Here is a 26741-nt window from a genome sequence, read left to right on the forward strand (position 1 = left end):
CCGTCTCAATCCTTCCTGCCGGCCGCGGCTTCGTCCCGCGCCACCGCCTGCAGATCGCGCAGATACCAGGCGGCGTAGCCGAGGCCCGCCAGCGCCACCAGCGCCGTAAACACCAGCGTGCCGTCGAACGGCCTGCCTTCGGCGAGATTGGCCAGCACCACGTAGCCGAGATAGAGCGCGGCGACGAGGCCGCCGAGGATGCGGGTGAGGGCGAAGATCTTGCGCTGGCGCAGGGTGGGCGTGGCTTCGGGCATGAGTGTTTCCGTTGTGAGGATGGCGCGACTGTCGCGGCAGGCCCGATTCTCGCAGAGATCGGCGGCGCCCTGCCACGGCACTCGCCCTACGGAACGTTTGCGACGCCCGCGCTGTTGTCGAGCAGGCTGCGCGTGGCCGTCTGCAGGAAGGACTGCAGCCGCGTTCCCATCGCCGCTTCCGCCGTGGCGTCCCGGATGCGTTCGCTGCCCGGCCGGGCGCCGAGCTGGTAGGCGTAGAGCCGGGGTTCCAGGTCCCTGGGCTGGACGAGAATGCGTCCGCCCTCGACGATGGCCACGGTCTGGTCGCTGCCCGAGGGTTTGATGACGCCGCGGCCCTCGTCGCCCGCCGGCAGGCCGAGCAGGTCGCGTCCCCAGCACTGGTGGCGGACCTCGCCGCCGAGCCGCCCCATGATGGTGGGCACGATGTCGAGCTGGGTACCCACGGTGTCGCGGCGCTCGCCGAAGGTCTCCCGGATGCCGGGGCCGATCAGCAGCAGCGGCACGTGGAAGCGGTGCAGGTCCATCTCCGTCAGTTGCCTGTCGGTGCCGAAGCCGTGGTCGCCCACCACCACGAACAGGGTGTCCCGGAAATAGGGCGACCGGCGTGCCTCATCGAAGAAGCGGCCGAGGGCCCAGTCGGAATAACGCATCGCAGTGAGGTGCTCGTCGAGCGCGCCGTGGCCGGTCACCGGCTCCACCGGCAGCACCGCGGGCAGCGCGTAGGGCGTGTGGTTGGACAGGGACTGCAGCAGCGCGTAGAAGGGCCTCCCGCCGAAGCCCCGGGCCAGTTCGGCAGCGCCGCGCTCGAACATGTCCTGGTCGGACACGCCCCAGGTGGGATCGGAGACGGCCGGGTTCTCGTAGTCGCCGCGGCCGACGAAGCGCGTCATCCCCTGGTTGCTGAAGAAACCGGCCTGGTTGTCCCAGGCGAAGTCGCCGTTGTAGACGTAGAGGTCCTCGTAGCCGCGCGCGCTCAGGAGCTGCGGCAGGCCGGAGAAACGGTGCCCGCCTTCCGGCATCTGCATCAGGTACTCGAAGCCCGGCAGGTTGGGAAAGCAGGCCATGGTGGCGAACATGCCCTGGTGGGTGTGGGTGCCGTTGGAGAAGAAGCGGGTGAACAGCAGCCCCTCCCGTGCCAGGCGGTCGAAGTGGGGCGTGATGCCGTCGGCGTTGCCGAGCGCGCCGACGTAACGGCCGGCGAAGCTTTCGAGCAGGATCACCACCACGTTGCGGACCGGCGGCGTGCCCTGAGCCGAAGGCGTGCCTTGAGCCGGCGGCGTGAAGTCGCGACGCACGGCGGCGACGTCGGCGTCCACCAGGCGGTCGGCCGGCGCCAGCAGCATGTCGCGCACGACGCGCGTCGCCTCGTCCTGCGGCAGCCGGGCTTTCCAGATCTTGTCGCCGGACACGAAGTAGCGCGCTTTGGCCGCGGCGATCAGGGTCAGGCTGCCGTTGAGCCCGAGCTGGTTGGCGAACATGGACTCGGTGGTGTAGGCGTCGCCCCAGCGCAGCGGCGGGCCCTGGCGCAGCGTGCCGCGCGCCGCCGCCACCGCGGCCACCAGGCACAGCGCCAGCGCGAGCCAGCGCCGGCCTGCGGCGGAATGGTCACCGGTGACGGTCGGCCGCGTGCGCGCGTCGATCCACGCGAAGGCCCGGACCATCAGCCACGATCCGACCGCCCACACCAGCAGGTAGCGCAGCACCGGGAAGCCGTGCCAGAGCATGCTCATGACGGTCTGCGGGTCTTCCCCGATGTACTGGAACACCAAGCTGTTCAGGCGCTGGTGGAACTCCCGGTAGAAGTCGAACTCGATGAGGCCGAGGAACAGCGTGACGCTCGCGGCGAACGACAGCCACGCGCGCAACGCCCCGCGCGCCGCCATCGCCCGCAGGCTGCCCAGGGACAGCAGCAGCGGCAGGCAGAGATAGACCGCCAGGCGCAGGTCGAAGCGCAGGCCGTTCCCGAAGGCCTCGACGAAGGCGGCCGCGGGCGCCTCGCCGATCTGGGCACGGTTGTAGGCCAGCAGGCCGAGCCGCAGCAGCGCGTGCATCGCCAGCAGGGCGAGCACCGACAGGCCGGTGAAGGCCAGATGGGCACGGATGCCCGGCGAGAGGATGGCGGCGGAGGCGGTGCGGGGCGGCTCGGCCGCCGCAGTCGGTGCGTACATGCGTTGGGGGCTCCATGGACCCGAATGCCGCGCGCGGCAGGTTCGAGACCGGGAATGCTAGGCAAGCCCCCGTGAATTTTTCGTCAAGGGCCCCGCCGCCGGAAGCCGCCCCGGCCGGAACCCGTTGCGCGCGCTATCATTCGCGCCGGGCACCACCCCCTGCCGCAACCAGGCCCGCCCACGGCGGGCCGCCTTTCACGGGACGATCCATGCGCCTGCTGGTCATAGAGGACAACCGCGACATCCTGGCCAACATGGCCGACTACCTGGGCATGAAGGGCTACGTGGTGGATTGCGCCGCCGACGGCCTCACGGGCCTGCACCTGGCCGCCACCCAGCATTACGACCTGATCGTGCTCGACGTGATGCTGCCGGGCATGGACGGCTTCGCCCTGTGCGAACGCCTGCGCAGCGGCGAGCGCAAGGACGTGCCGGTGATCATGCTGACCGCCCGCGACGCCCTGGACGACCGCCTGCGGGGCTTTCACCTCGGCGCCGACGACTACCTCACCAAGCCTTTCGCGCTGCCCGAACTGGCCGCGCGCATCGAAGCGGTGCTCAAGCGCAGCCACGGTGGCGCACGGCGCGAACTCTCCATCGGCGACCTGCATTACGACCTGGACACGCTGGAGGTGAGCCGCGCCGGCACCGTACTGCACCCGGGCCCCATCGGCCTGAAGCTGCTGGCCGTGCTGATGCGCAAGAGCCCCGCGGTGGTGCGCCGCGAAGTGCTGGAGGAAGCCTTGTGGGGCGACAGCCCGCCCGACAGCGACGCGCTGCGCAGCCACATCCATGCCCTGCGCCAGCAGATCGACAAGCCTTTCGACCGGCCCCTGCTGCACACGGTGCATGGCATCGGCTACCGCCTGGCCGAATCCTGAACGGCTTTCACATTTTTTTCACGTCCTGGCAACCATTCCTTGAACCTGCCCTGATTATTTTAGGGACTCCGCACCCATGGAGTCCGCGATGTCCTATGACATCACCCCCGTCATCGAACTGCCCTTCAGCGCCGCGTATGACGTGCAGCACTCGCGGGCCTGCCTGGAAAAGCACCGCGACGGCCTGCGCCGCCACCTGTCCGACCTGCGCGAACAGCAACTCGCCCGCCGCGCACTGGCCATGGCCGGCGAGCCGCGACAGGTGCTCGACCTGTCCCGCACCGCCGGCCGTTTCTGGAACACCCTGGCCGAGCACCCGACCCGCGAAATCATCGCGGCCGACGACTCGGTACCCGCGCTCGACGTGGCCATGCACTACTACGCACCGCAACTCGGCGGACGCATCCGCCCGCTGCGCACGTCGGCCTTCGCCATCGACCTGCCCGACGGGTCGGTGGACAGCATCTTCTGCATGGACCTGCTGCACCGCGCCGGCGAACCGGACCTCCGCCTGGCGCTGCTGCGGGAACTTCACCGGGTGACGCGGGATACGCTCATCGTCTCCCTGTGGGTGGACGGCAACTACCAGGCCTGGCGCCGGCAGTGCCGGCACAGGCGCCGCCTGCTGGACGGCGAGGAACTCGCCCCCACCCGCTTCGTGCTGCCCCGGGCCACGGCGGATGCGGAATTCGCCGGCGCCGGTTTCCGCATCGTCGGCCATCTCGACTTCCTGCCCCTGCACTCGATGCGGCGCGTCTACGTACTGCGCCGCGCCTGAGCCGCCCGGCGGAAGCCCGGGGCACTTTACGTTTCCTTCACACCCGCACGACTTTTCCTTGACCCGGCCCTGATTACCCTGCGGGGACTCTGCATCGGATGGAGTCCCCCATGTCCCGCAACACCGTCCCGGCCGGCATTGAGCTGCCGTTCAGCGCCAAGTACGACGCCGAGCATTCCCAGGCCTACCACGACAAGCACCACGGCGACCTGCGCCGCCGCCTGTCCAACTGGCGCGATCAGCAACTGGCGCGCCGCGCCCTGGCCCTGGCGGGCGAGCCGCCGCAGGTACTGGATCTGCCCTGCGGCGCAGGGCGCTTCTGGGAAACCCTGGCCGAGCGCCCGGAGCGCCGCATCATCGCCGCCGACAACTCCGCCGCCATGCTGGAGGTGGCGTTGCGCCACTGCCGGCCGGCACTGCTCGAACGCATCCGCCCGCTGCACACCTCGGCCTTCGCCATCGACCTGCCCGACCAGTCGGTGGACAGCATCTTCTGCATGCGCCTGCTGCACCACATCGGCGAGTCCGAACACCGTCTGGCGCTGCTGCGCGAATTCCACCGCGTCACACGGGACACGGCGATCCTGTCCCTGTGGGTGGACGGCAACTACCTGGCCTTGCGGCGCGGACGGCAGGAAGCGCGCAGGCACCGGCACGGCAGGAACGGTTTCCAGAACCGCCACGTGCTGGCGCGCTCGGCGGCGGAAGCCGAGTTCGCCCTTGCCGGCTTCGCCATCGCCGGCCATCTCGACTTCCTGCCCCTGCATTCGATGTGGCGCGTCTATGTACTGCGCCGCGCCTGAGCCGCCGACGGGACTCGCGACACCCGGCAAGGACGGCTTCGAGTACTGGTGGACGCTGCCGGGCAACTGGGTGGAAGAACCCAACGAGCGCCGCAACGGCTGGAGCGGCGTGATCCGCGGCAGGGCCGGAGACGCCCTGGTCTACGTCAAGCGCCAGCGCGGCCACCTGTGCCGCAGCCTGCGCCATCCCCTGGGCTGGCCCACGGCGGGCCGCGAGTGGCACTTCCTGCAGCGCTTGCAGGCGCTGGGCATCGCCGCGCCGCGCCCGCTCTTTCACGCCATGCGGCACACCAGCGCCGGCGTCGAGGCGGTGCTGGCCACCGCGGCGCTGGAAGGCTACCGCGCCATGGGCGAGCTGGGCGACCTGCCGCCCGCCCGGCGCGCCGCCATCGCCGGCGCGCTCGGCCGAGTGCTGGGCCGCCTGCACCGGGCGCGCCTGCAACACGGCTGCCTGTACGACAAACACGTTATGATCCGCGTGCACGGCGACGCCCCGCCCGAGGTCGCGCTGCTGGACCTGGAAAAGATGCGCCGCCGCCTGAGCCGGTGCCGGGCCGCACGCCACGACCTCGCGCAGTTGCGCCGCCACCAGAACCTGTTCGACGATCACGACTGGAAACTGCTGCTCGCCAGCCACGCCCGTGCCCTGGCCGGCCCCTGACCCCTGCCCGCCCGATGAAGGCTTCCCTCTCCCGCCGACTGTTCCGCACCATCTTCGCCGTCGGGCTGATCAACGTGCTGGTCACGCTGATCGCGGTCGAGTTCATCTACGAGGACATGGAGGACACCATCCTGCGCCTGGAACTCGCGCAGGAACGCGCCTACCTGGAACAGGGCATCGGCGAGGCGGGGCGGCAGGGATGGCACTCCTCCCTGCTGACCGCCGTCTACCACCCCGACGGCGCCACCGACGAACTGCCGGAGATCTTCCGCGGCCGGCCGGTGCCCTTCTCCGCCGAGGTCATGATCGGCGACAAGACCTACCTGATCTCCATCGAACGCACCGCAAACCGGGCCGGCGTGCTCTACCTGGCCCAGGACATCAGCCTGCTGGAAAGCCGCGAGGACGTGATGCAGGTCGGCATGACCCTGCTCGGCCTGTGCATGCTGCTGCTCTGTTTCGCCCTCGCCCGCGTCGGCACGCGCCGCATCGCCGGACCGCTGCACGGCCTGAGCCGGCACATCGCACACATCCACCCGGGCACGGCCTTCACCCGCATCACCGCCCACTACGACGACGAGGAACTGGCGGACATCGCCGCCACCCTCAACCACCTGCTCGACACCCTGGAAGCCTACGTGCAGCGGGAGAAGTCGCTGGTCAGCCTGGCCAGCCACGAACTGCGCACGCCGGTGGCGGTGATCGCCGGCGCCCTGGACGTGCTGGAGCAGCGCAACTCCCTGGGCGAGGCGGACCGCCGCACCGTGGCGCGCATCCGCCGCGCGGCGGACGAGATGCGCGCCGACGTGGAAACCCTGCTCAAACTGGCACGCCGCTCGGGCGCGGACGACGAAGCCGAGGACGTCGCGCTGACCGAGAGCGTGCGCGAGGTCGTGACCGAACTGGAAAGCGGCGCCCCCGAGCACGCCGGACGCATCACCTGCTACGCCACCGGTCCCGCGCCGACGGTGCAGGCGGACCCGGCGCTGGTACGCATGCTGCTGCGCAACCTGATCCAGAACGCCATTCGCCACACCCCGGACCGGGTAAACATCCACATCGGCGCGGACAGCCTGCGCATCGTCGACACCGGTGCGGGCCTGCCGGAACACGTGCGCGCCCGGCTTGCGGATGGCAGCGACCGCCGGGTGCCGGAGGACGGCCTGGGGCTCTTCATCGTCCGCCTGATCTGCGAGCGGCTGCAATGGCGGCTGGAAATCCGGCGCAGCGACGAGGGTGGCACGGTCCTCGAACTGCTGTTCGCGCCGCCCGGCGCACCGCCCGTTCAGGGATAGATGACGTCCACCGCCTCGGGCGGCAGCCATTCGCGCAGGCTTTCCAGCAACGCGTCTTCCGGGCGCACCCGCCAGCCCTCGCCGAAGGGCAGGTCGGCCTCGGCCTCCCCGTTGCGGTAGCGCACCCGCACCGTGCAGCCGCCGTCGCGGAAGGGCGCGAGCAGGTTCTGCAGGCGGTCGGCCGCGGCCGCCGCGCCGCCGGCCTCGGGCACTTCGCCGTTGATGCAGATCTGCAGCGCGCGGGCGTGGCGGGCGCGGGCCTCGCCCAGCGTGGCCAGGCGGTCGGCGATGATGCGCACGCCGTTCTCGCCGTTGAAGTCGTCCCGGCTCACCTTGCCTTCGACCACCAGCACCTCGTCGGTGACGATCTTGCCGCGGCTGGCGTCCAGCACCTCGGAATACACGGTGACTTCCCGCGGCTGGGTGCCGTCGTCGAGCTGCACGAAGGCCATCTTGCCCCGGTTGCCCATCTTGGTGCGCACTTCCATCACCACCCCGGCCATGGTCACCGGATCGCGCGAGGGTTCGAGCTGGGCCAGCGTGCGGCGCACGAAGCGGCGCACCTCGGCCTTGAAGGCGTTGAAGGGGTGGCCGGAGAGGAAGAAGCCGATGGCGGTCTTCTCCTCCTTCAGGCGTTCGCGCTCGGACCAGGGCCGCACGCGGGCGAACTCGGGCGCGGCGCCGGCCGCCTCGGGGATCAGGTCGAAGAGCCCGCCCTGCATGGCATTGGCCGCGGCCTGCTCGGCGGCGTCCATGGCCAGGCCCACGGTGGCGAGCATCTGCGCCCGGTCGATGCCGGCATGGCCCGGCAAGGTATCCAGGGCGCCGCCGCGGATCAGCGCCTCCACCACGCGGCGGTTGACCAGGCGGCGGTCCACCCGCGCGCAGAAGTCGAACAGGTCGCGGAAGTCGCCGCCGTCCTTGCGGGCGGCGAGGATGGCACGCACCGCCGGCTCGCCGCAGCCCTTCACCGCGCCCAGGCCGTAGCGGATGGTCTTGCGGTCCACCGGCACGAAGCGGTAGTCGGAGGCGTTCACGTCGGGCGGCAGCACCTGGACGCCGTTGGCCACCGTGTCCTCGTAGAACACCTTGATGGTGTCGGTGTTGTCCAGGTCCGCGGACATGGTGGCGGCCATGAAGGCCGCGCAGTGGTGCGCCTTGAGCCAGGCGGTGTGATAGGTGACGACCGCGTAGGCCGCGGTGTGCGACTTGTTGAAGCCGTACTCCGCGAACTTGGTCATCAGGTCGAAGAGCTGCTCGGCGAGCGCCGGGTCGTAGCCCTTCTGCTTGGCGCCGTCGGCGATGGTGGCGCGGTGCTTGGCCATCTCCTCCGGCTTCTTCTTGCCCATCGCGCGGCGCAGCATGTCGGCGCCGCCCAGGGTGTAGCCGCCGATGATCTGGCTGATCTGCATCACCTGTTCCTGGTACACGATCACGCCGTAGGTCGGTTCCAGGCAGGCTTTCAGGTCGGGATGGAAGTAGTCGATCTCCTGCTGGCCCTTCTTGCGCAGGATGAAGTCGTCCACCATCCCCGAGCCGAGCGGGCCGGGACGGTAGAGGGCGAGCACGGCGATGATGTCCTCGAAGCGGTCGGGCGCGAGCTTCTTCAGGAGCTTCTTCATCCCGTCCGATTCCACCTGGAAGATCGCCGTGGTGTTGGCGTCCTTCAGTATCTGGTAGGCGGCGGGGTCTTCGAAGCCCAGGCTCATCAAATCGGGCCGGCTGCCCTCCTGGCGCTCCACGTATTCCAGCGCCAGCTCGATGATGGTGAGGTTGCGCAGGCCGAGGAAGTCGAACTTGACCAGGCCGACGGCTTCCACGTCGTCCTTGTCGAACTGGGACACGGGCGTGGCGTCGTCGCCGTCGGCGATGTAGAGCGGGCAGAAATCGGTGAGCTTGCCCGGCGCGATCAGCACGCCGCCGGCGTGCATGCCGACGCCGCGGGTCAGGCCCTCCAGCGGCTCGGCCAGCTTCCACAGTTCCTGCACCGATTCGCCGTCGTTGCCGTCGGCCATCATCTCGCCGATCTGCGGCTCCATCTCGTAGGCCTTGGCGAGCGCCACCGGCTTGGCGGTTTCGATGGGGATCAGCTTGGAAAGGCGGTCGCACAGGCCGTAGGGCAGGTCCAGCACGCGGCCCACGTCGCGCACCACCGCCTTGGAGGCCATGGTGCCGAAGGTGGCGATCTGGCTCACCGCGTCCTTGCCGTAGCGCTCGCGCACGTACTCGATGACGCGGTAGCGGTTGTCCTGGCAGAAGTCGATGTCGAAGTCGGGCATGGACACCCGCTCCGGGTTCAGGAAACGCTCGAACAGCAGGGCGTAGGCGAGCGGGTCCAGGTCGGTGATCTTGAGCGAATAAGCCACCAGCGAACCGGCGCCGGACCCCCGCCCCGGACCCACCGGCACGCCGTTGTTCTTGGCCCACTGGATGAAGTCGGCCACGATCAGGAAGTAGCCGGGGAAGCCCATCTGGATGATGGTGTCGGTCTCGAACTTGAGCCGTTCCTCGTAGCGCGGGCGCTGGCGTTCGCGCTCGTCGGCGTCCGGGTAGAGCTGGGCGAGACGCTCTTCCAGGCCCTTTTTCGCCTCCAGCACGAGGAAATCGTCCAGGCTCATGCCGTCCGGGATCGGGAAGAGCGGCAGGAAGTTCTTGCCGAGCTGCACCGTCAGCGAGCAACGACGGGCGATTTCCACCGCGTTCTCCAGCGCCTCGGGGAGGTCGGCGAAGAGCTCGCACATCTCCGCCTGGCTCTTGAAGTACTGCTCCCCGGTGAAGTTCTTCGGCCGCCGCCTGTCGGCCAGCACATAGCCTTCGGCGATACACACCCGGGCCTCGTGGGCGCGGAAGTCCTCCGGCTTGAGGAACTGCACCGGGTGGGTGGCCACCACGGGCAGGCCCAGCCTGCCGGCGAGCTGCACGGCCTGGCGGATGTAGCTTTCCGTGCCGGGGTGTCCGGCGCGCTGCAGTTCGACGTAGAAGGCGCCGGGGAAGAGCCGCGCCCAGTCCGCCGCCAGTTGCTCGGCCAGGGCCGGGTTGCCGTTAGCCAGCGCCACGCCCACGTCGCCCTGCAAGGCGCCGGACAGGCACAGCAACTGACTCGCCGCGCCGCCCTCGAACCATTCCCGGCGCAGTTCGGCGCGGCCGCGGTACTTGTTCTCCAGGTAGGCACGCGTGAGCAGTTCGCAGAGCTGGCCGTAGCCCTCCCGGTTGCGGCAGATCAGCAGCACCCGGCCGGGCTTGTCCCGCTCGGCGTCGTTGGTGATCCAGACGTCCACCCCGATGACGGGTTTCAGACCCCGCCCCCGCGCGCCCTTGTAGAACTTGACCATGCCGAACAGGTTGCCCAGGTCCGAGATGCCCAGCGCCGGCATGCCGTCGGCGGCGGCGGCCTTCAGGGCCTGGTCGATCTGCACGATGCCGTCCACTACCGAGAACTCGGTGTGCATGCGCAGGTGGATGAAGCGGGGTTCGGAGGGACTGGGAAGCGGGGCGTTCATGGGACTGAATTCTACCCGACCCTGCCGGGACCATCTGCTGCACCTCGTGTTTGCCCGGCGCAAAGAACAGGGCCGCCGCGGTTACCCGCGGCGGCCCCGGAATACGGACGGTGCGTCAGTCCTTGGACGCCTTGTCCTTGCGCAGTTGCGCCAGCCAGTACTCCATCTGCCGGCCGGCTGCCTCGCGCCCGCCCAGGCCGAAGGACAGCGCTACCGCCACGGCCACCGCGCCCAGGGTCAGGCCGAAGGCCAGATTGACGATGTCGTCGGCGATGCCCATGGCGCGCAGGCCCATGGCGATGACCAGACCCAGGATGGCCACCCGCGCCACGCCGGCCAGGCCGCTGGTCTGCTCGCCGCTGGCGCGGTTGATGGCGGCGTAGGCGAGATTGGCGAGCCAGAAGCCGATCACCAGGATCACGCCGCCGAGCAGGATGTCGCCGCCGAACTGGATGAACAGGGCCACGATGTCGCTGACCTGATCGAAGCCGAGGCGGTTGGCGGCCTCCACGGTGGCGAACAGCATGGCGAAGAACAGCACCACGCGGCCGGCCAGCACCGAGGCGGTCAGCTCGCCCTTGAAGGCGTGCTCGAAGCCCAGCCGCGCCGGCAGCAGGTCGAAGCCCACGCCCGCCAGCAGCTTGGCCACCAGGCCGGAGGCGAAGCGGGCGACGAACCAGCTCACGGTCAGGATCACCGCGGCGGCCAGGATGTGGGGCACGGCGCCGAAGAACTGCTCCAGCATGCCGATGGCCGGCCCGGACACGGCCTCGATTTCCAGCGCGTCGAGGGCGGCGATCAGCGACGGCACGAAGACCACGATGAACACCAGGATGCCCGCCAGGCGCGACACCTTGACCTCTTCGGCCAGCCCCAGCTTGCCGCCCAGGCGATCCGCGCCGGCCGCGGCGAGCAGGTTGCCCACCAGCCCGCGCAGCACGCTGGCCACCAGCCAGCCGACGAAACCGATCACCGCCGCGGCGAAGATGTTGGGCACCATGCCCAGCGCCTCGTCGATCATGCCCTGCACCGGTTCGAGCAACCCGTGCAACTGGAAGGCGCCCAGGATGGCGGGCAGGAAGAGCAGGATCACCAGCCAGAACAGTACGTTCGCCAGGTTCTTGCTCATGGGTTCCATGCCCGCCTCGGCGGCCAGCCTGTCGTCGATGGAGGTCGCCGCCAGCAGCTTGGCGACGAGGGAGCGCAGCAGCGTCGCGGCGACCCACACCACCAGCGTGAGCGCACTGCCCGCGAGCAGGTGCGGCAGATAGGTGGTGATGCGTTCCAGCAGGGCCGCGAAGGGGGCCGAGACGGTCTGCAGGTCGAGTGCGTTGAGGGCGGCGATCAGCGTCACCAGCAGGATCAGCCAGAACACCGCCAGCGCCCCGGCGTTCTCCAGGTCCAGGGCCTGCCCGGTGCTGTCCGCCAGACGCTGGTTGACACCCAGGATACGCAGCAGGCGGCGCACCGCCGCGCGCAGGCTGACCGCGACGAACCAGCCGAGCGCCAGAATCGCCAGTGCGCCGAAGATGGTCGGCAGGCTACCGCCCAGAGTGGCGCCCAGCGCGCCCCACATCGATTGTTGTTGTTCCATGCCTTGGATCTCCCATGAATACGGACGCCGGCACCCGGGATGGTGTCCGACCGCTGCCTGGGCGGCGCTCGGGAAAACCCCGCCCAGACAACTGCGTATTCATTCTAGGTCCGAAAATGCGCCGGAAATGCTTCGGCCCGATATTTCTGCTGCCATGCAACAAAAAATGCACGCGCCCGGCGGCCGCGGCCGTCAGGGCAGCAGAAGAGTGGAGCCGGTGGTACGCCGCGCTTCCAGGTCGCGATGGGCCTGGGCGGCGTCCTTCAGCGCGTAGCGCTGGTTGACCTCGATCCTGACCTTGCCGGCGGTCGCCACGTCGAACAATTCGGCCGCCATGGCCAGCAGGTCGGCGCGTTTGGCCGTATGGGTAAACAGCGTCGGACGGGTGAGGAACAGGGAGCCCTTCTGCGCCAGCAGGCCGATGTCGAAGGGCGGCACCGGGCCGGAGGCGGCGCCGAACAGCACCAGGGTGCCGAAGGGGCGCAGGCAGCCCAGCGAATCCATGAAGGTGTCGGCGCCGATGGAGTCGTACACCACCGGTACGCCTTCGCCGCCGGTGATCTCGCGCACGCGCCCGGCGAACTTCTCCCGGGTATAGACGATGGGGTGGTCGCAGCCGTGGGCGCGCGCCAGCGCCGCCTTCTCGTCCGAGCCCACGGTGCCGATCACGGTGGCGCCCAGGGCCTTGGCCCATTGGCAGACGATGAGCCCCACTCCACCGGCAGCGGCGTGGATCAGGATGGTGTCGCCGGGCTGCACGCGGTAGGTGCGGCGCAGCAGGTATTGGGCGGTGAGGCCCTGCAGCATCATCGCCGCGCCCTGCTCGAAGGACAGCGCCGCGGGCAGCCGGACCAGGCGGTCGGCGGGGATGTTGCGCAGTTGGGAGTAGGCTCCGAGCGGGCCGCCCGCATAGGCCACGCGATCGCCCACGGCCACGTCGGCGACGCCCTCGCCCACCGCCTCGACCACGCCCGCGCCTTCCAGGCCGATGCCCGAGGGCAGCGGCACCGGGTACAGGCCGGTGCGGTGGTAGGTGTCGATGTAGTTCAGGCCGACGGCGTGGTGGCGGACCTGCGCCTCGCCGGCGGCGGGCGGCGGCACGGCCACCTCGTCCCATTGCAGGACTTCGGGGCCGCCGGCGTGGTGGAAGCGGATCGCATGAGGCATGGGGAGTCTCCTCGGTCAGGGGCTGGTTCCGGGTTTTCGATTATGGTTGCCCGGCCGCGTCCGCCGCCACCCGCGGAAAACCCGCGGGTGGCGGCGGGACGGTCCTCAGCCCTGGGCCTGCCGGCGCTGTTCGGCGGCATCCACCACCGCCACCGCGGTGATGTTCACCAGCCGGCGCACGGTGGCCGACGGGGTGAGGATGTGCACCGGCTGCGCGGCGCCCAGCAGCATGGGTCCCACCGAAACGCCGTCGCCGTTGGCGATCTTCATCAGGTTGAAGGAGATGTTGGCGGCGTCCAGGTTGGGCATGACCAGCAGGTTGGCTTCGCCCTGCAGGGTGGATTCCGGATTCACCTTGGCGCGGATCTCGGTGCTGAGCGCGGCGTCGCCGTGCATCTCGCCGTCGCAGATCAGACCCGGGTCGGTGGCGCGCAGGATGTCGCTGGCCGCGCGCATCTTGCGTGCCGAGGCCGACGAGGAACTGCCGAAGTTGGAATGGGACAGCAGGGCCGCGCGCGGCTCCACGCCGAAGCGGCGCAGCTCGTCGGCGGCCATGCGGGCGATCTCGGCCACTTCCTCGGCGCTCGGGCTCTCGTTCACATAGGTGTCGGTGATCGCCAGCGTGCGCTTGGGCAGCAGCAGGATGTTCATGGCCGCGAACTGCTTGCAGCCGGGCTTCAGCCCGATCACGTCCTGCACCTGCTTGAGGTGGTAGTCGTAGGTGCCGAAGGTGCCGCACACCAGCGCGTCGGCGTCCCCGGTGCGCAGCAGCATGGCACCGATCAGCGTGGTGTCGCGGCGCATCTTGGCCTTGGCGATGTCCGGGGTGACGCCGTCGCGGCTCATGAGGCGGAAGTATTCGTTCCACAGGTCGCGGTAGCGGGGGTCGGATTCGGGATTGACCACCTCGAAGTCGCGCCCCGGCACCAGGGAGAGGCCGATCTTCTTGATACGCATCTCGATCACGCCGGGGCGGCCGATGAGTATCGGACGCGCCAGTCCCTCGTCGATCACCACGCGCACCGCGTGCAGCACGCGCGGGTCCTCGCCTTCGGCGTACACCACACGCTTCTGTTCCATGGGCACGCGCTTGGCGGCCGAGAACACCGGCTTCATGATCACGCCGGACTGGTAGACGAAGTCCGTCAGGCTGGCGGTGTAGGCCTTCAGGTCCTCGATGGGCTTGGTGGCGACGCCGGAATCCATCGCCGCCTTGGCCACCGCCGGCGCCACCGTGACGATGAGGCGCGGATCGAAAGGCTTGGGGATGATGTATTCGGGGCCGAAGGACAGGTCCGCGCCGCCGTAGGCCGAGGCGACCACGTCGCTCTGCTCGGCCTGGGCCAGTTCGGCGATGGCCTTCACGCAGGCGAGCTTCATCTCCTCGTTGATGGTGCTGGCGCCCACGTCCAGCGCGCCGCGGAAGATGAAGGGGAAGCACAGCACGTTGTTCACCTGGTTCGGATAGTCCGAACGGCCGGTGGCGATGATGCAGTCCGGACGGGCGCGCTTGGCGTCTTCCGGCAGGATTTCGGGATTGGGGTTGGCGAGCGCGAAGATCAGCGGCCGGTCGGCCATCTTCTCGACCATCTCGGGCTTGAGCACACCCGCGGTGGACACGCCCAGGAAGACGTCGGCCCCGGCGATGGCGTCACCCAGCGTGCGCGCGGAGGTGTCCTGCGCGTAGCGGGCCTTGTTGGCCTCCATGTTCTCGTCGCGGCCCTTGTAGATCACGCCCTTGGAGTCGCACACGAAGACGTTCTCGCGCTTCAGCCCCAGGCTCACCATCAGGTCCAGGCAGGCGATGGCCGCCGCGCCCGCGCCCGAGCACACCAGCTTGACCTGGCCGATGTCCTTGCCGACGAGCTTGAGGCCGTTGATCAGGCCGGCCGAGGAAATGATCGCGGTGCCGTGCTGGTCGTCGTGGAAGACCGGGATCTTCATGCGCTCGCGCAGCTTCTTCTCGATGTAGAAGCACTCCGGCGCCTTGATGTCCTCCAGGTTCACCCCGCCCAGCGTGGGTTCCAGGGAGGCGATGATGTCGATCAGCTTGTCCGGGTCGTTCTCCGCCAGCTCGATGTCGAACACGTCGATGTTGGCGAACTTCTTGAACAGACACCCCTTGCCTTCCATGACCGGCTTGGCCGCCAGCGGGCCGATGTTGCCCAGGCCCAGCACCGCGGTGCCGTTGGTGACCACGGCCACCAGGTTGCCGCGGCTGGTGAGTTCGCGCGCCTCGCCCGGGTCGGCGACGATGGCGTCGCAGGCCGCGGCCACGCCCGGCGAATAGGCCAGCGCCAGGTCGCGCTGGTTGGTGAGGCCCTTGGTCGGCACGACCGAAATCTTGCCGCGCGTCGGTGCACGGTGATAATCCAACGCCGCGGCGATGAAATCCTGATCCATGATTCTCCCTCTCGGAATAGGTGCGGAAATGCTCGTCAGGCGCAATGGTGGGCACACGGCGGCGCCTCGCCTATTGCGAACATCCGCAGCGTGTTCGGATTTTTGATCGGCGCCGGCTACCCGACGCCCGCCGCGGACCGGGCCGCCCAGGCCCGCATGACGCCGGCTTCGGGGAGTGGGCCAGGGCGTGCATGACTGACGAAACCGAAGTTTAGCGCTGCGCCACGGCGCCGTACAGCGCCGCCCATTTTCGGCATAATCGCACCAGCCAACCGGGAGGGAAGACGATGCGACGCGTGGTATTCAATCAGAAGGGCGGGGTCGGCAAATCCACCATCACCTGCAACCTGGCGGCCATCGGCGCGCACAAGGGTCTGCGCACGCTGGTGGTGGATCTGGACCCGCAGGGCAATTCCACCCAGTACCTGCTCGGCACCGACGGGGCTGAGCTGGATGCGACGCTCGCCGACTTCTTCGACCAGACGCTGAACTTCAAGCTCAACCCCAAGGCAACTTCCGATTTCATCGTCGCCTCGCCCTTCGAGGGCCTGCACGTGATGCCCTCGCATCCGCAACTGGAGGAACTGCAGGGCAAGCTGGAATCGCGCTACAAGATTTACAAGCTGCGCGACGCCCTCGACGAACTGGCCGAGGACTACGACTGCGTGTGGATCGACACCCCGCCGGCGCTCAACTTCTACACCCGCTCGGCGCTGATCGCCGCCAACGCCTGCCTGATCCCCTTCGACTGCGACGACTTCTCCCGCCGCGCGCTGTACGCGCTGCTGGAAAATGTGGAGGAGATCAAGGCCGACCACAACCGGGACCTGAACGTGGAAGGCATCGTGGTGAACCAGTTCCAGCCCCGCGCCAGCCTGCCGCGCAAGGTGGTGGAGGAACTGCTGGCCGAGGGCCTGCCGGTGCTGGCCCCCTACCTGTCGTCCTCGGTCAAGATCAAGGAATCCCACGAGCAAGCGAAACCCATGATCCACCTGGACCCGCGCCACAAGCTGGCGCAGGAATTCCTCGACCTGCACGACAGCCTGGCGCGCCGCTACGGCACCTGAAGCTCAGCAGGGCTCCAGCTTCGCCACTGCCAGCTTCAGCCACTTGATTCCGCTGGCGCCGAAATTGACCTGCACGCAGGCATTCGCGCCGCTGCCTTCGGCGGCGACGATGACCCCCTGGCCGAAACGGGCGTGGGACACCAGTTGCCCGATATGCAGGCCGCCCTCCTCGCGCCGGCTTGGCACGGCGGGCGCGGCCGGCCGGGTGGCGAAGGCGCCCCGCGGCGGCTCGTAATAGCCGCCGAAGCCAGTCGCCGCGTTGCCGCGCGGCTTCGGCGGCGTGAGCCAGCGCGTGAGCGGCTCCGGGATTTCCTCCAGAAAGCGCGAGCGCAGGTTGTAGCGCGCCTGGCCGTGCAGCATGCGGCTCTGGGCGAAGGACAGGTACAGCCGCTTGCGGGCGCGGGTGACCGCCACGTACATCAGCCGGCGCTCCTCCTCCAGCCCCTCGGCTTCCAGGATGCTGTTCTCGTGGGGGAACAGCCCCTCCTCCAGGCCGGAGAGGAACACGGCATCGAACTCCAGGCCCTTGGCCGCATGCACGGTCATCAACTGCACCGCGTCCATGCCTTGCTCGGCCTGGTGCTCGCCGGCCTCCAGCGAGGCGTGGGCGAGGAAGTCCGCCAGCAGCGCGTGGTCTGCGGCCAGCGCCTCGGGGTCGGCCTGGGATTCGGCGACGAAGTTGGCCGCCGCACCGATCAGCTCGTCCAGGTTCTCCAGGCGCTCGCGGCCTTCCTTCTCGGCCTTGTAGTGGTCGCGCAGGCCGGAACGTTCCAGCACGTGATCCACCAGTTCCGGCAACGGCAGGCGGGCGGTTTCGCGGCGCAGATCCTCGATCAGGCGGACGAACTGGGCGAGCGTCGTGCCGGGCTTGCCGGTCAAGTGCGGCACGGTGGCGTACAGGCTGGTGTTGTACGTGCGCGCGGCGTCCTGCAGTACCTCGATGGAGCGCGCACCGATGCCGCGGGTGGGGAAGTTCACCACGCGGGCGAAGGCGGTGTCGTCGTCCGGGTTGGCGATCAGGCGCAGATAGGCCAGCGCGTGCTTGATCTCCTGGCGCTCGAAGAAGCGCAGGCCGCCGTACACCCGGTAGGGGATGCCGGCCGAGAACAGGGCGTGTTCCAGCACCCGCGACTGGGCGTTGGAGCGGTACAGCAGGGCGATGTCGGAGCGCAATGCGCCGTCGCGCACCAGTTGCTGGACTTCCTCCACGATCCAGCGCGCCTCGTCGGCGTCGGAGAAGGCCTCGAACACCCGGATCGGCTCGCCTGCGCCCTGCTCGGTCCACAGGTTCTTGCCCAGCCGCCCGGCGTTGTGGCGGATGATGGCGTTGGCCGCATCCAGGATGTTGCCGTGGGAGCGGTAGTTCTGCTCCAGGCGGATCACGTTGGCCACGTGGAACTCGCGCTCGAAGTCGCGCATGTTGCCCACTTCCGCGCCGCGGAAGCGGTAGATGGACTGGTCGTCGTCGCCCACGCAGAACAGGCAGGCGGGCGGATCGCCCCCGGCGAGCAGCTTCAACCAGCGGTACTGCAGGCGGTTGGTGTCCTGGAATTCATCCACCAGGATGTGGCGGAAACGGCGCTGATAGTGGCGCCGCAGCGGTTCGTTGCGCTCCAGCAGCTCGTAGCTGCGCAACAGCAACTCCGCAAAATCCACAACTGACTCGCGCTGGCACTGTCCCTCATACTCCCGGTAAAGCTCCACCCTGCGCCGGGTGTAGTCGTCCCAGGCCTCGACCGCGTCGGGCCGCAGGCCGGCTTCCTTCTGCGCATTGATGAAGTGCTGCAGTTCGCGTGGCGGGAATTTCTCGTCGTCGATGTTGAGCGTCTTCAGCAGGCGCTTGATGGCGGCGAGTTGGTCGGCCGAGTCGAGGATCTGGAACAACTGGGCCAGCCCGGCGTCCCGGTGGTGGGCGCGCAGCAGGCGGTTGCACAGGCCGTGGAAGGTGCCGATCCACATGCCGCGGGTGTTGATCGGCAGCATGGTGGACAGGCGCGCGAGCATTTCCTTGGCGGCCTTGTTGGTGAAGGTCACCGCGAGGATGGCCGCCGGGTCGCACTGGCCGCTGCTGATCAGCCAGGCGATGCGGGTGGTGAGCACCCGGGTCTTGCCCGAGCCGGCGCCCGCCAGGATGAGCGCGTGTTGCGGCGGCAGGGTGACGGCCTGGAGTTGTGGGTCGTTGAGGTTGGCGAGCAGGTCGGACATCGGGACTCCTTGTGTGGTCCCATTTTACCCGCCCGCGGCAAGCGCCGAGCCCGGCCGCGGAGGAAGGCACCCGCAGGAGACGTTGTTGCAGCGCAACAACAAAAGGCTTGCAGTGGAATGCCTGTTGGGCTATTTTGCGATTGTGCGTAGCAACAATCTGTGACGAACGGAATACTTGTAAACCGGTAATTAAACCTAAAATCAGCTACATAAATTTTCGTTGCAGTGCACACCCCTGACAGATCGCGCCCACCCATGGCCCACAAGGCCCGGCAGGCGCAAGAGGCCGCACAAGGCCGATAGGAGAATGAATCTATGAAGACGCCCAAACTACTTCCGTGGTATGCCCGCAAGGCGGGCGTTTCCGAAGAGCGTGCCGCCGTGCTGTGGCGCAAGGCCGTGCGCAAGGCCACTGCCGAAACCGGCTGGGTCGGCAATTCCGAATACTGGGGCGCGGCCATGGCCAATTTCCAGCGTCTGCTGGAAGAGGAACAGGACACCCTCTGTGCGCCGCGCGTCACGCCGCTGGTGCGCAGCCAGAACCGCATGCTGCGCCTGCCGCTGACCGCCATGGAAGACGTGCTTTGCGCCTTCGCGGCCAGTTGGCAACGCAATCTCGACATTTTCCGCCGGGCCGCCTGACGGCCCCGCAGCGCCGGGCCCGCTGGCCCGGCCACCGTCTCCCTCCTCTCCTTCAATAGGAGTTCGGCATCCGGCGCAATCCGGGTGCCGTTTTTTTTGTGCCCCCGACCGGCGCACCCCTGGCCTGGCGCGGCGGTGTGGCGCTACGTGGGGCACCGCCTTCGCGCTATACTTGCGCGTTCTATTCGCGCCGAACAACAGAGCCCTCATGCAGGACAGATACCAGCCCGCCACGGTCGAAACCGCCGCCCAGCAGCACTGGGAAAACACCCAGGCCTTCCGCGTCGCCGAAGACGCCGGCCGTCCCAAGTACTACTGCCTGTCCATGTTCCCCTACCCGTCGGGCAAGCTGCACATGGGCCACGTGCGCAACTACACCATCGGCGACGTACTGGCACGCTTCCACCGCATGAAGGGCTGCAACGTGCTGCAGCCGATGGGCTGGGACGCCTTCGGCATGCCGGCGGAGAACGCCGCGATCCAGAACAATGTGCCGCCGGCCAAGTGGACCTACGCCAACATCGAGTACATGAAGGGCCAGTTGAAGCGACTCGGCTTCGCCATCGACTGGTCGCGGGAAGTCGCCACCTGCACGCCCGAGTATTACCGCTGGGAGCAGTGGCTGTTCACCCGCCTGTACGAAAAGGGCCTGATCTACAAGAAGCTGGGCACGGTGAACTGGGACCCGGTGGACGAGACCGTGCTCGCCAACGAGCAGGTCATCGACGGCCGCGGCTGGCGCTCCGGCGCGCTGGTGGAAAAGCGCGAAATCCCCATGTACTACATGAAGATCACCGCCTACGCCGACGAACTGCTGGCGGCGCTGGACGATCTGCCCGGCTGGCCGGAGCAGGTCAAGCTGATGCAGAAGAACTGGATTGGCCGCTCCGAAGGCGTGGAAGTGCACTTCCCCTACGACCTGTCCACCATCGGCGCCTCCGGCGTGCTCAAGGTGTTCACCACCCGCGCCGACACGCTGATGGGCGCAACCTACGTGGCCGTGGCCGCCGAACACCCGCTCGCCACCCGGGCCGCGGCCGGCAACGCGGAACTCGCCGCTTTCATCGACGAATGCAAGCACGGCGGCGTGGCCGAGGCCGACCTCGCCACGATGGAAAAGAAGGGCATGCCCACCGGCCTGCGCGTGGTCCATCCCCTCACCGGCGAATACCTGCCGGTGTGGGTCGCCAACTACGTGCTGATGGGTTACGGCGAGGGCGCGGTGATGGCGGTACCCGCCCACGACGAGCGCGATTTCGCCTTCGCCGCCAAGTACGGGCTGCCGATCAGGATGGTGGTGCGCTCCACCCACGACGCCTACGACAACGTCGCCGCCCCGTGGACCGACGCCTATGCCGAGCACGGCAAGCTGGTGAACTCCGGCAAGTACGACGGCCTGCACTTCCAGGACGCGGTGGATGCCATCGCCACCGACCTCGCCGCGAAAAACCTGGGCGCCAAGCGCACCCAGTACCGCCTGCGCGACTGGGGCATCTCGCGCCAGCGCTACTGGGGCTGCCCCATCCCCATGATCCACTGCGAGGACTGCGGCGACGTGCCGGTGCCGGACGAGCAACTGCCGGTGGTGCTGCCCGAGAACGTGGAGATCACCGGGCGCGGCTCGCCGCTGGCGAAGATGCCCGGGTTCTACCGCTGCACCTGCCCGAAATGCGGCAAGCCGGCGCGGCGCGAAACCGACACCATGGACACCTTCGTCGAGTCGTCCTGGTACTTCCTGCGCTACGCCTGCGCCGACAACGCCACGGCGATGGTCGATGCGCGAGTGAATTACTGGGCGCCGGTGGACCAGTACATCGGCGGCATCGAGCACGCCATCCTGCACCTGCTGTACTCGCGCTTCTTCACCCGCGCCATGCGCGACGAAGGGCTGGTGAACGTGTCCGAGCCCTTCACCAACCTGCTCACCCAGGGCATGGTGGTGGCCGAGACCTATTACCGCGACCAGACCGGCGGCAAGAAGCTGTGGATCAACCCGGCCGAGGTCCAGGTGGAACGCGACGACAAGGGCCGCGTCGTGGCCGCGAAGCTTGCCGCCGACGGCCAACCGGTGGTCATCGGCGGCACCGAGAAGATGTCCAAGTCCAAGAACAACGGCGTGGACCCGCAGGCCCTGGTGGACCAGTACGGCGCGGACACCGCGCGCCTGTTCATCATCTTCGCCGCCCCGCCCGACCAGCAGCTCGAATGGTCGGACTCCGGCGTCGAGGGCGCCGCGCGCTTCCTGCGCCGGGTGTGGCAATTCGGCCACGCCTTCGCCAGCGACATCCGCCCGGTGCTGCCCGCCGCCCGCCGGCTCACCGCCGGCAAGCTGCCAGCTCTGCTTGCCGACGTGCGGCGCGAAATCCACACCCATCTGAAGCAGGCCAACTACGACTTCGGCAAGCACCAGTTCAACACCGTGGTCTCCGCGGCGATGAAGATCCTCAACGCGCTGGAGAAGGCCCCGCGGGAAGATGGCACGGAAATGCGAGCCGCCCACGCCGAGGTGGCCGAGGAAGGCTTCGCCATCCTGCTGCGCCTGCTGTCGCCGATCACCCCGCACATCTGCCACGTGTTGTGGCAGGACTGCGGCTTCGGCACCGACATCCTCGCCGCCGCCTGGCCGGAGCCGCTGGAGGCTGCCCTCGCCCAGGATGAGATCGAACTGGTGGTGCAGGTCAACGGCAAACTGCGCGGCAGCATCAAGGTGGCCGCGGATGCGGGCAAAGCCGCCATCGAAACCGCCGCGCTGGCCTCCGAGGCCGCGCAGAAGTTCATGGAAGGCAAGCCGCCGAAGAAGGTGGTCGTCGTGCCCGGCCGTCTGGTCAATATCGTGGTGTGAGGACCCGAACGATGACATCCCTCTCCCGCCGCCGCCTTCTCGCCGCCGCCAGCGTGCTGCTCGCCGGCGGGCTCGCCACCGGCTGCGGCTTCCGCCTGCGCGGCCCGCAACCGCTGGCCTTCTCCACCATCCATCTGGGCATCAGCGAGAACAACGAACTGGGCGCCCTGTTGGCGCGCCGCATCCGCGCCTCCGGTGCCACCGAAGTGGTCGCCGATCCGGCCCAGGCCGAGGCACGCCTGCAGATCCTGCGCAACGCTTCCCTGCGCGAGATTCTCAGCCTGACCGGCGCCGGCAAGGTGCGCGAATACCAGCTCACGCGCGAACTGGGCTTCCAGTTGCTCGACAATCAGGGCAATGCGCTGATCCCGCCCACCATGCTCACGGCGCAGCGGGACTACACTTTCCAGGACGAGCGCATTCTCGCCAAGGAACAGGAAGAAGAGCTGCTGCAGCGCGACATGCAGGAAGAACTCGTGCGCCAGCTCATGCGCCGGCTGGCCGCCGTGCGCCAGTGAACCTGCGCCCGGACCAGTTCGCCGCCCAGTTGGAGCGCCCGCTCGCGCCGCTGTGGCTGCTGCACGGCAACGAGCCGCTGCTGGTCCTCGAAGCCGCCGACGCCATCCGCGCCGCCGCCCGCAAGCAGGGTTACGAGGAACGTGAAACCCTGGTGGTCGGCCAGGGTTTCCGCTGGGACGCCCTGACGCTGGCGGCCGGCAACATGTCGCTCTTCGGCGGCAACAAGCTCATCGACCTGCGCATCCCCACCGGCAAGCCCGGGCGCGACGGTGGCGACGCCCTGCAGCGCCACGCCCGGGCGCTCCCCGAAGGCACGCTGACCCTGATCACCTTGCCCGAACTCGACTGGCAGACACGCAAGAGCGCGTGGTTCACCGCGCTCGCCCAAACCGGCAACGTGCTGGAACTCAACGCCCCGGAACGCGAACGCCTGCCCGAGTGGATCGCCGGCCGGCTCGCCGCCCAGGGCCAGACGGCCGAACGCGAGGCGCTGCAGTTCATCGCCGACCACGTGGAGGGCAATCTCCTCGCCGCCCACCAGGAAATCCGCAAGCTCGGCCTGCTGCACGGCGAAGGCCGGCTGACGCTGGGCGAGGTGCAGGACGCGGTGCTCAACGTGGCCCGCTACGACATCGACAAGCTGCGCCAGGCCGTGCTGGAAGGCGACCCGGCGCGCTGCGTGCGCCTGCTCGAAGGCCTCGCTGGCGAAGGCGCCGCGCCGCCGCTGGTACTGTGGGCGCTGGCCAATGAAATCCGCACCCTGGCCACCCTCAAGGCCGGCCAGGACGCCGGCCAGCCGCTGCCCATGCTGCTGAAGGCCGAGCGCGTGTTCGACGAGCGCCGCAGGCAGGCCGTGACCCGCGCCCTGCCGCGCCTCACCGGCGGCGCCCTGCGGGCCGCGCTGCTGCACGCGGCGCGCATCGACCGCATGATCAAGGGGCTGGTCGCCGGCGACGTGTGGGACGAATTCCTGCAACTCGCCCTGCGCCTCGCGCGGCGCTGAGGTCCGCACGCCAACGCCCACAAACGCGGCGTTCGATGCTCTAATCCTCCTTTGCCTCGGCCACACGCGTTCCCACGATTCCGACGATGGACATCCAGCACTACATGCACACCCTGGGCCGCCAGGCCCGCGCCGCCTCCCGCACCGTGGCCGCCGCTTCCACGGAAGCCAAGAACGCCGCCCTGCAGGCCATGGCCGTGGAGATTCGCGCCCGCCGCGAGGCCCTGCTGGCCGCCAACGCCCGCGACCTGGAGGAAGCCCGCGCCGCCGGCCTGGAGGCCGCGCTGATCGACCGCCTGACCCTGGGCGAGAAGGGCATCGAGGCCATGGCCGCCGGCCTCGAACAGGTCGCCGCCCTGCCCGATCCGGTGGGCGAGATCACCGACGTCAAGCGCCGCCCGTCCGGCATCCAGGTGGGCAAGATGCGCGTGCCGCTGGGCGTCATCGGCATCATCTACGAGGCCCGCCCCAACGTCACCGCGGACGCCGCGGCCCTGTGCCTGAAGGCGGGCAACGCCGCCATCCTGCGCGGCGGCAAGGAGGCCCTGCACAGCAACCAGGCCATCGCCGCCTGCGTGCGCGCGGGGCTCGCCGCCGCCGGCCTGCCCGAATACGCGGTGCAGGTGGTGGACACCACCGACCGCGCCGCCGTCGGTGAACTGATCGCCATGCCCGAGTTCGTGGACGTCATCGTGCCCCGCGGCGGCAAGGGGCTGATCGAGCGCATCTCGCGGGACGCCCGGGTGCCGGTGATCAAGCATCTGGACGGTAATTGCCACGTCTATATCGACGACGAGGCCGACCCCGCCAAGGTCGTGCCCATCGTCGAGAACGCCAAGACCCAGCGCTACGGCACTTGCAACACCGCCGAATCCCTGTTGGTATCCCGCACCGTGGCCGACCTCTTCCTGCCCGAGATCGGCCGCGTACTGGCGGGCAAGGGCGTGGAGATGCGCTGCTGCGCCGAGTCCCTCGCCCTGCTGCGGGAGGCCGGCATCCCTGCCGATCGCCTGCGGGAAGCCACCGAGGCCGACTGGCGCGAGGAATACCTGGCGCCCATCATCGCGGTGAAGCTGGTGGACGGCCTGGATGAGGCCATCGCCCACATCAACACCTACAGCTCCGGCCACACCGAAGCCATCGTCACCGAGAACTACACCAGCGCCATGCGCTTCCTGCGCGAGGTGGATTCCGCCTCGGTGATGGTCAACGCTTCCACCCGTTTCGCCGACGGCTTCGAATACGGCCTGGGTGCGGAGATCGGCATCTCCACGGACAAGATCCACGCCCGCGGCCCGGTGGGCCTGGAAGGGCTGACCAGCCAGAAATGGATCGTCTTCGGCAACGGCGAGGTGCGCCGCTAGACGCGGCTCCCACCGCCCGGCCATGAGCGCCGACGCCGCCCTGCCGGCCGCCGAACGGGCCGAACTGGACGCCTTTTGCGACGCCATGTGGCTGGAGCACGGCTTGGCGCGCAACACCCTGGCCGGCTACCGCAGCGACCTGGCGCTGTTCGCCGTCTGGCTGGCCGAACGGGGCAGCCGTTTGCCCACGGCCACCCACGCCGAGCTGTCGGCCTATCTGGCCGATTTCTACAACCGCTCCAAGCCGGCCAGCCAGCGCCGCCTGCTGTCGGCCTGGCGGCGCTACTACCGGCACCTGCTGGCCAGCGGCCAGCGCAGCGACGACCCCACCACCCTGCTCGACTCACCCCTGCCCGGACAGCGTTTCCCCAAGACCCTGTCCGAGGCCCAGGTGGAATCCCTGCTCGATGCCCCCGACCTGGACACGCCCCAGGGCCTGCGCGACCGCTGCATGCTGGAAGTGCTCTACGCCACTGGGTTGCGTGTGTCCGAACTGGTCGGCCTGCACGGTTTCTCGGTGGGGCTGGCCGAAGGCGTGGTCAGGGTCATGGGCAAGGGCAGCAAGGAACGCCTGGTGCCCCTGGGCGAGGTCGCCGTGGACTGGATCGCCCGCTACACGCGGGAAGCACGCCCGATACTGCTCGCCGGAAAAACCAGCGACCACCTGTTCGTGAACCGTTTCGGCGGCGGTCTGAGCCGGCAGATGTTCTGGCGCATCGTCAAGCGCCATGCGCTGACGGCGGGCATCGCTCCGGAACGCATCTCGCCGCACACGCTGCGCCACGCCTTCGCCACCCACCTGCTCAATCACGGCGCCGACCTGCGCGTGGTGCAGATGCTGCTCGGCCACGCGGACATTTCCACCACCCAGGTCTATACCCACGTCGCACGCGAACGCCTCAAGGCCCTGCACGCCCGCCACCACCCGCGCGGATAATCGCGTAGTGGAAAACCAGCGGCGATATTCGCTGTCGCAGATTCATCGGCCCGGCAGCGTGTACCCGGACCGTAATCAAGGAAACAATCATGAGCAAGAACGATCCGCATGCGCCGGAAACACCCGCCACCCGCTTTCTGCGCCAGCACGGCGTCGCCTTTTCCAATCACCCTTATGCGTACGAGGAACACGGCGGCACGCGCGTATCGGCACGGGAATTGAACGTGCCCGAACATGCCGTGGTGAAAACCCTAGTCATGGAGGATGAAAAGGCCAGCCCCCTGATCGTGCTGATGCACGGCGACATGAAGGTATCGACCAAGGAACTGGCGCGCCAGGCAGGACGCAAGCACATCGAACCGTGCAAGCCGGAGGTGGCCAATCGCCACACCGGTTTCCTGATCGGCGGCACCTCGCCCTTCGGCACCAAGAGGAAGATGCCGGTATTCATGGAAAAGACGATACTCGATCTGCCGCTGGTCTATATAAACGGCGGCCGACGGGGTTTTCTGGTCGGTGTGCACCCGCACGACATCCTGCGCGTGCTGCAGCCGCAGATGGTACAGGTCGGGCAATAATCTTTTTTTCAATAAGAAGGCTTTGTTATCGGGATTGATTGCTGGCAGAATGTGCGGCATCACGCGAATGCATACTTCGG

Annotated in this window: 20 protein-coding genes; 13 read left to right on the forward strand and 7 right to left on the reverse strand. The window is 68.5% G+C overall.

Going from position 1 to position 26741, the window contains the following annotated elements:
• Positions 1-5: 5 nt before the first annotated feature.
• Together E6O51_RS08885 and E6O51_RS08890 are read right to left on the reverse strand one after the other, a co-directional pair.
• Positions 6-254: a hypothetical protein gene (locus tag E6O51_RS08885; RefSeq protein WP_136384636.1), complete on the reverse strand. Its 249-nt coding sequence runs from the start codon at positions 252-254 to the stop codon at positions 6-8.
• A gap of 86 nt (positions 255-340) precedes the next feature.
• On the reverse strand, positions 341-2422 hold the full coding sequence (locus E6O51_RS08890) for an LTA synthase family protein (protein ID WP_136384637.1): 2082 nt from the start codon (positions 2420-2422) through the stop codon (positions 341-343).
• Positions 2423-2631: 209 nt separating this feature from the next.
• Here E6O51_RS08890 and E6O51_RS08895 point away from each other — a divergent pair, with 209 nt between their 5' ends.
• The 5 genes from E6O51_RS08895 to E6O51_RS08915 all read left to right on the forward strand — a co-directional run bounded on the left by E6O51_RS08895 (position 2632) and on the right by E6O51_RS08915 (position 6840).
• A complete protein-coding gene (locus E6O51_RS08895) occupies positions 2632-3303 on the forward strand; it encodes a response regulator transcription factor (protein WP_136384638.1) in 672 nt (223 codons plus the stop codon).
• An 88-nt stretch (positions 3304-3391) separates the two neighbouring features.
• Positions 3392-4081 carry a class I SAM-dependent methyltransferase gene (locus tag E6O51_RS08900; protein WP_211091370.1) on the forward strand — a complete coding sequence of 230 codons (690 nt, stop codon included), beginning with the start codon at positions 3392-3394 and terminating at the stop codon, positions 4079-4081.
• Between the two features lie 110 nt (positions 4082-4191).
• Positions 4192-4884, forward strand: a complete 693-nt coding sequence (locus tag E6O51_RS08905; protein WP_136384639.1) for a class I SAM-dependent methyltransferase — start codon at positions 4192-4194, stop codon at positions 4882-4884.
• Entirely contained in the window at positions 4865-5545 is a 681-nt protein-coding gene (locus tag E6O51_RS08910) for a lipopolysaccharide kinase InaA family protein (RefSeq protein WP_136384640.1), read from the forward strand. Before E6O51_RS08905 ends, E6O51_RS08910 begins: the two co-directional genes overlap by 20 nt.
• Before the next feature lie 14 nt (positions 5546-5559).
• A complete protein-coding gene (locus tag E6O51_RS08915; RefSeq protein ID WP_136384641.1) occupies positions 5560-6840 on the forward strand; it encodes a HAMP domain-containing sensor histidine kinase in 1281 nt (426 codons plus the stop codon).
• Here the strand turns inward: E6O51_RS08915 and dnaE are convergent.
• The 4 genes from dnaE to E6O51_RS08935 form a co-directional block, all read right to left on the reverse strand.
• A complete protein-coding gene (gene dnaE, locus E6O51_RS08920) occupies positions 6831-10340 on the reverse strand; it encodes a DNA polymerase III subunit alpha (protein WP_136384642.1) in 3510 nt (1169 codons plus the stop codon). The genes E6O51_RS08915 and dnaE overlap by 10 nt on opposite strands.
• A 115-nt stretch (positions 10341-10455) precedes the next feature.
• Entirely contained in the window at positions 10456-11934 is a 1479-nt protein-coding gene (locus E6O51_RS08925; protein ID WP_136384643.1) for a mechanosensitive ion channel, read from the reverse strand.
• A gap of 192 nt (positions 11935-12126) precedes the next feature.
• Positions 12127-13101 carry a quinone oxidoreductase family protein gene (locus E6O51_RS08930; protein WP_136384644.1) on the reverse strand — a complete coding sequence of 325 codons (975 nt, stop codon included), beginning with the start codon at positions 13099-13101 and terminating at the stop codon, positions 12127-12129.
• A 105-nt stretch (positions 13102-13206) separates the two neighbouring features.
• Positions 13207-15504, reverse strand: coding sequence for an NADP-dependent malic enzyme (locus E6O51_RS08935; protein WP_136384645.1), 2298 nt, complete (start codon positions 15502-15504; stop codon positions 13207-13209).
• A gap of 287 nt (positions 15505-15791) precedes the next feature.
• Between E6O51_RS08935 and E6O51_RS08940 the strand changes: the two genes are divergently transcribed.
• Positions 15792-16571: a ParA family protein gene (locus tag E6O51_RS08940; protein WP_136384646.1), complete on the forward strand. Its 780-nt coding sequence runs from the start codon at positions 15792-15794 to the stop codon at positions 16569-16571.
• Between the two features lie 3 nt (positions 16572-16574).
• Here the strand turns inward: E6O51_RS08940 and E6O51_RS08945 are convergent, their stop codons facing one another.
• Entirely contained in the window at positions 16575-18776 is a 2202-nt protein-coding gene (locus tag E6O51_RS08945) for a UvrD-helicase domain-containing protein (RefSeq protein WP_136384647.1), read from the reverse strand.
• Between the two features lie 315 nt (positions 18777-19091).
• Between E6O51_RS08945 and E6O51_RS08950 the strand changes: the two genes are divergently transcribed.
• The 7 genes from E6O51_RS08950 (at position 19092) to ybaK (ending at position 26661) form a co-directional block, all read left to right on the forward strand.
• Positions 19092-19418, forward strand: a complete 327-nt coding sequence (locus E6O51_RS08950) for a hypothetical protein (protein ID WP_136384648.1) — start codon at positions 19092-19094, stop codon at positions 19416-19418.
• A gap of 208 nt (positions 19419-19626) precedes the next feature.
• A complete protein-coding gene (leuS, locus tag E6O51_RS08955; protein WP_136384649.1) occupies positions 19627-22260 on the forward strand; it encodes a leucine--tRNA ligase in 2634 nt (877 codons plus the stop codon).
• A gap of 11 nt (positions 22261-22271) precedes the next feature.
• Entirely contained in the window at positions 22272-22778 is a 507-nt protein-coding gene (locus E6O51_RS08960; RefSeq protein ID WP_136384650.1) for an LPS-assembly lipoprotein LptE, read from the forward strand.
• The gene (holA, locus tag E6O51_RS08965; protein WP_136384651.1) at positions 22775-23782 is read left to right on the forward strand and encodes a DNA polymerase III subunit delta; all 1008 of its coding nucleotides are present in this window, start codon (positions 22775-22777) and stop codon (positions 23780-23782) included. Before E6O51_RS08960 ends, holA begins: the two co-directional genes overlap by 4 nt.
• A gap of 86 nt (positions 23783-23868) precedes the next feature.
• A complete protein-coding gene (locus E6O51_RS08970) occupies positions 23869-25146 on the forward strand; it encodes a glutamate-5-semialdehyde dehydrogenase (protein ID WP_136384652.1) in 1278 nt (425 codons plus the stop codon).
• Positions 25147-25168: 22 nt separating this feature from the next.
• Positions 25169-26083, forward strand: coding sequence for a site-specific tyrosine recombinase XerD (gene xerD, locus E6O51_RS08975; RefSeq protein WP_136384653.1), 915 nt, complete (start codon positions 25169-25171; stop codon positions 26081-26083).
• A gap of 89 nt (positions 26084-26172) precedes the next feature.
• Positions 26173-26661, forward strand: coding sequence for a Cys-tRNA(Pro) deacylase (ybaK, locus tag E6O51_RS08980; protein WP_136384654.1), 489 nt, complete (start codon positions 26173-26175; stop codon positions 26659-26661).
• The last annotated feature ends 80 nt before the right edge of the window (positions 26662-26741 follow it).

It is taken from the genome of Pseudothauera rhizosphaerae (assembly GCF_004801305.1).
Lineage (GTDB): Bacteria > Pseudomonadota > Gammaproteobacteria > Burkholderiales > Rhodocyclaceae > Pseudothauera > Pseudothauera rhizosphaerae.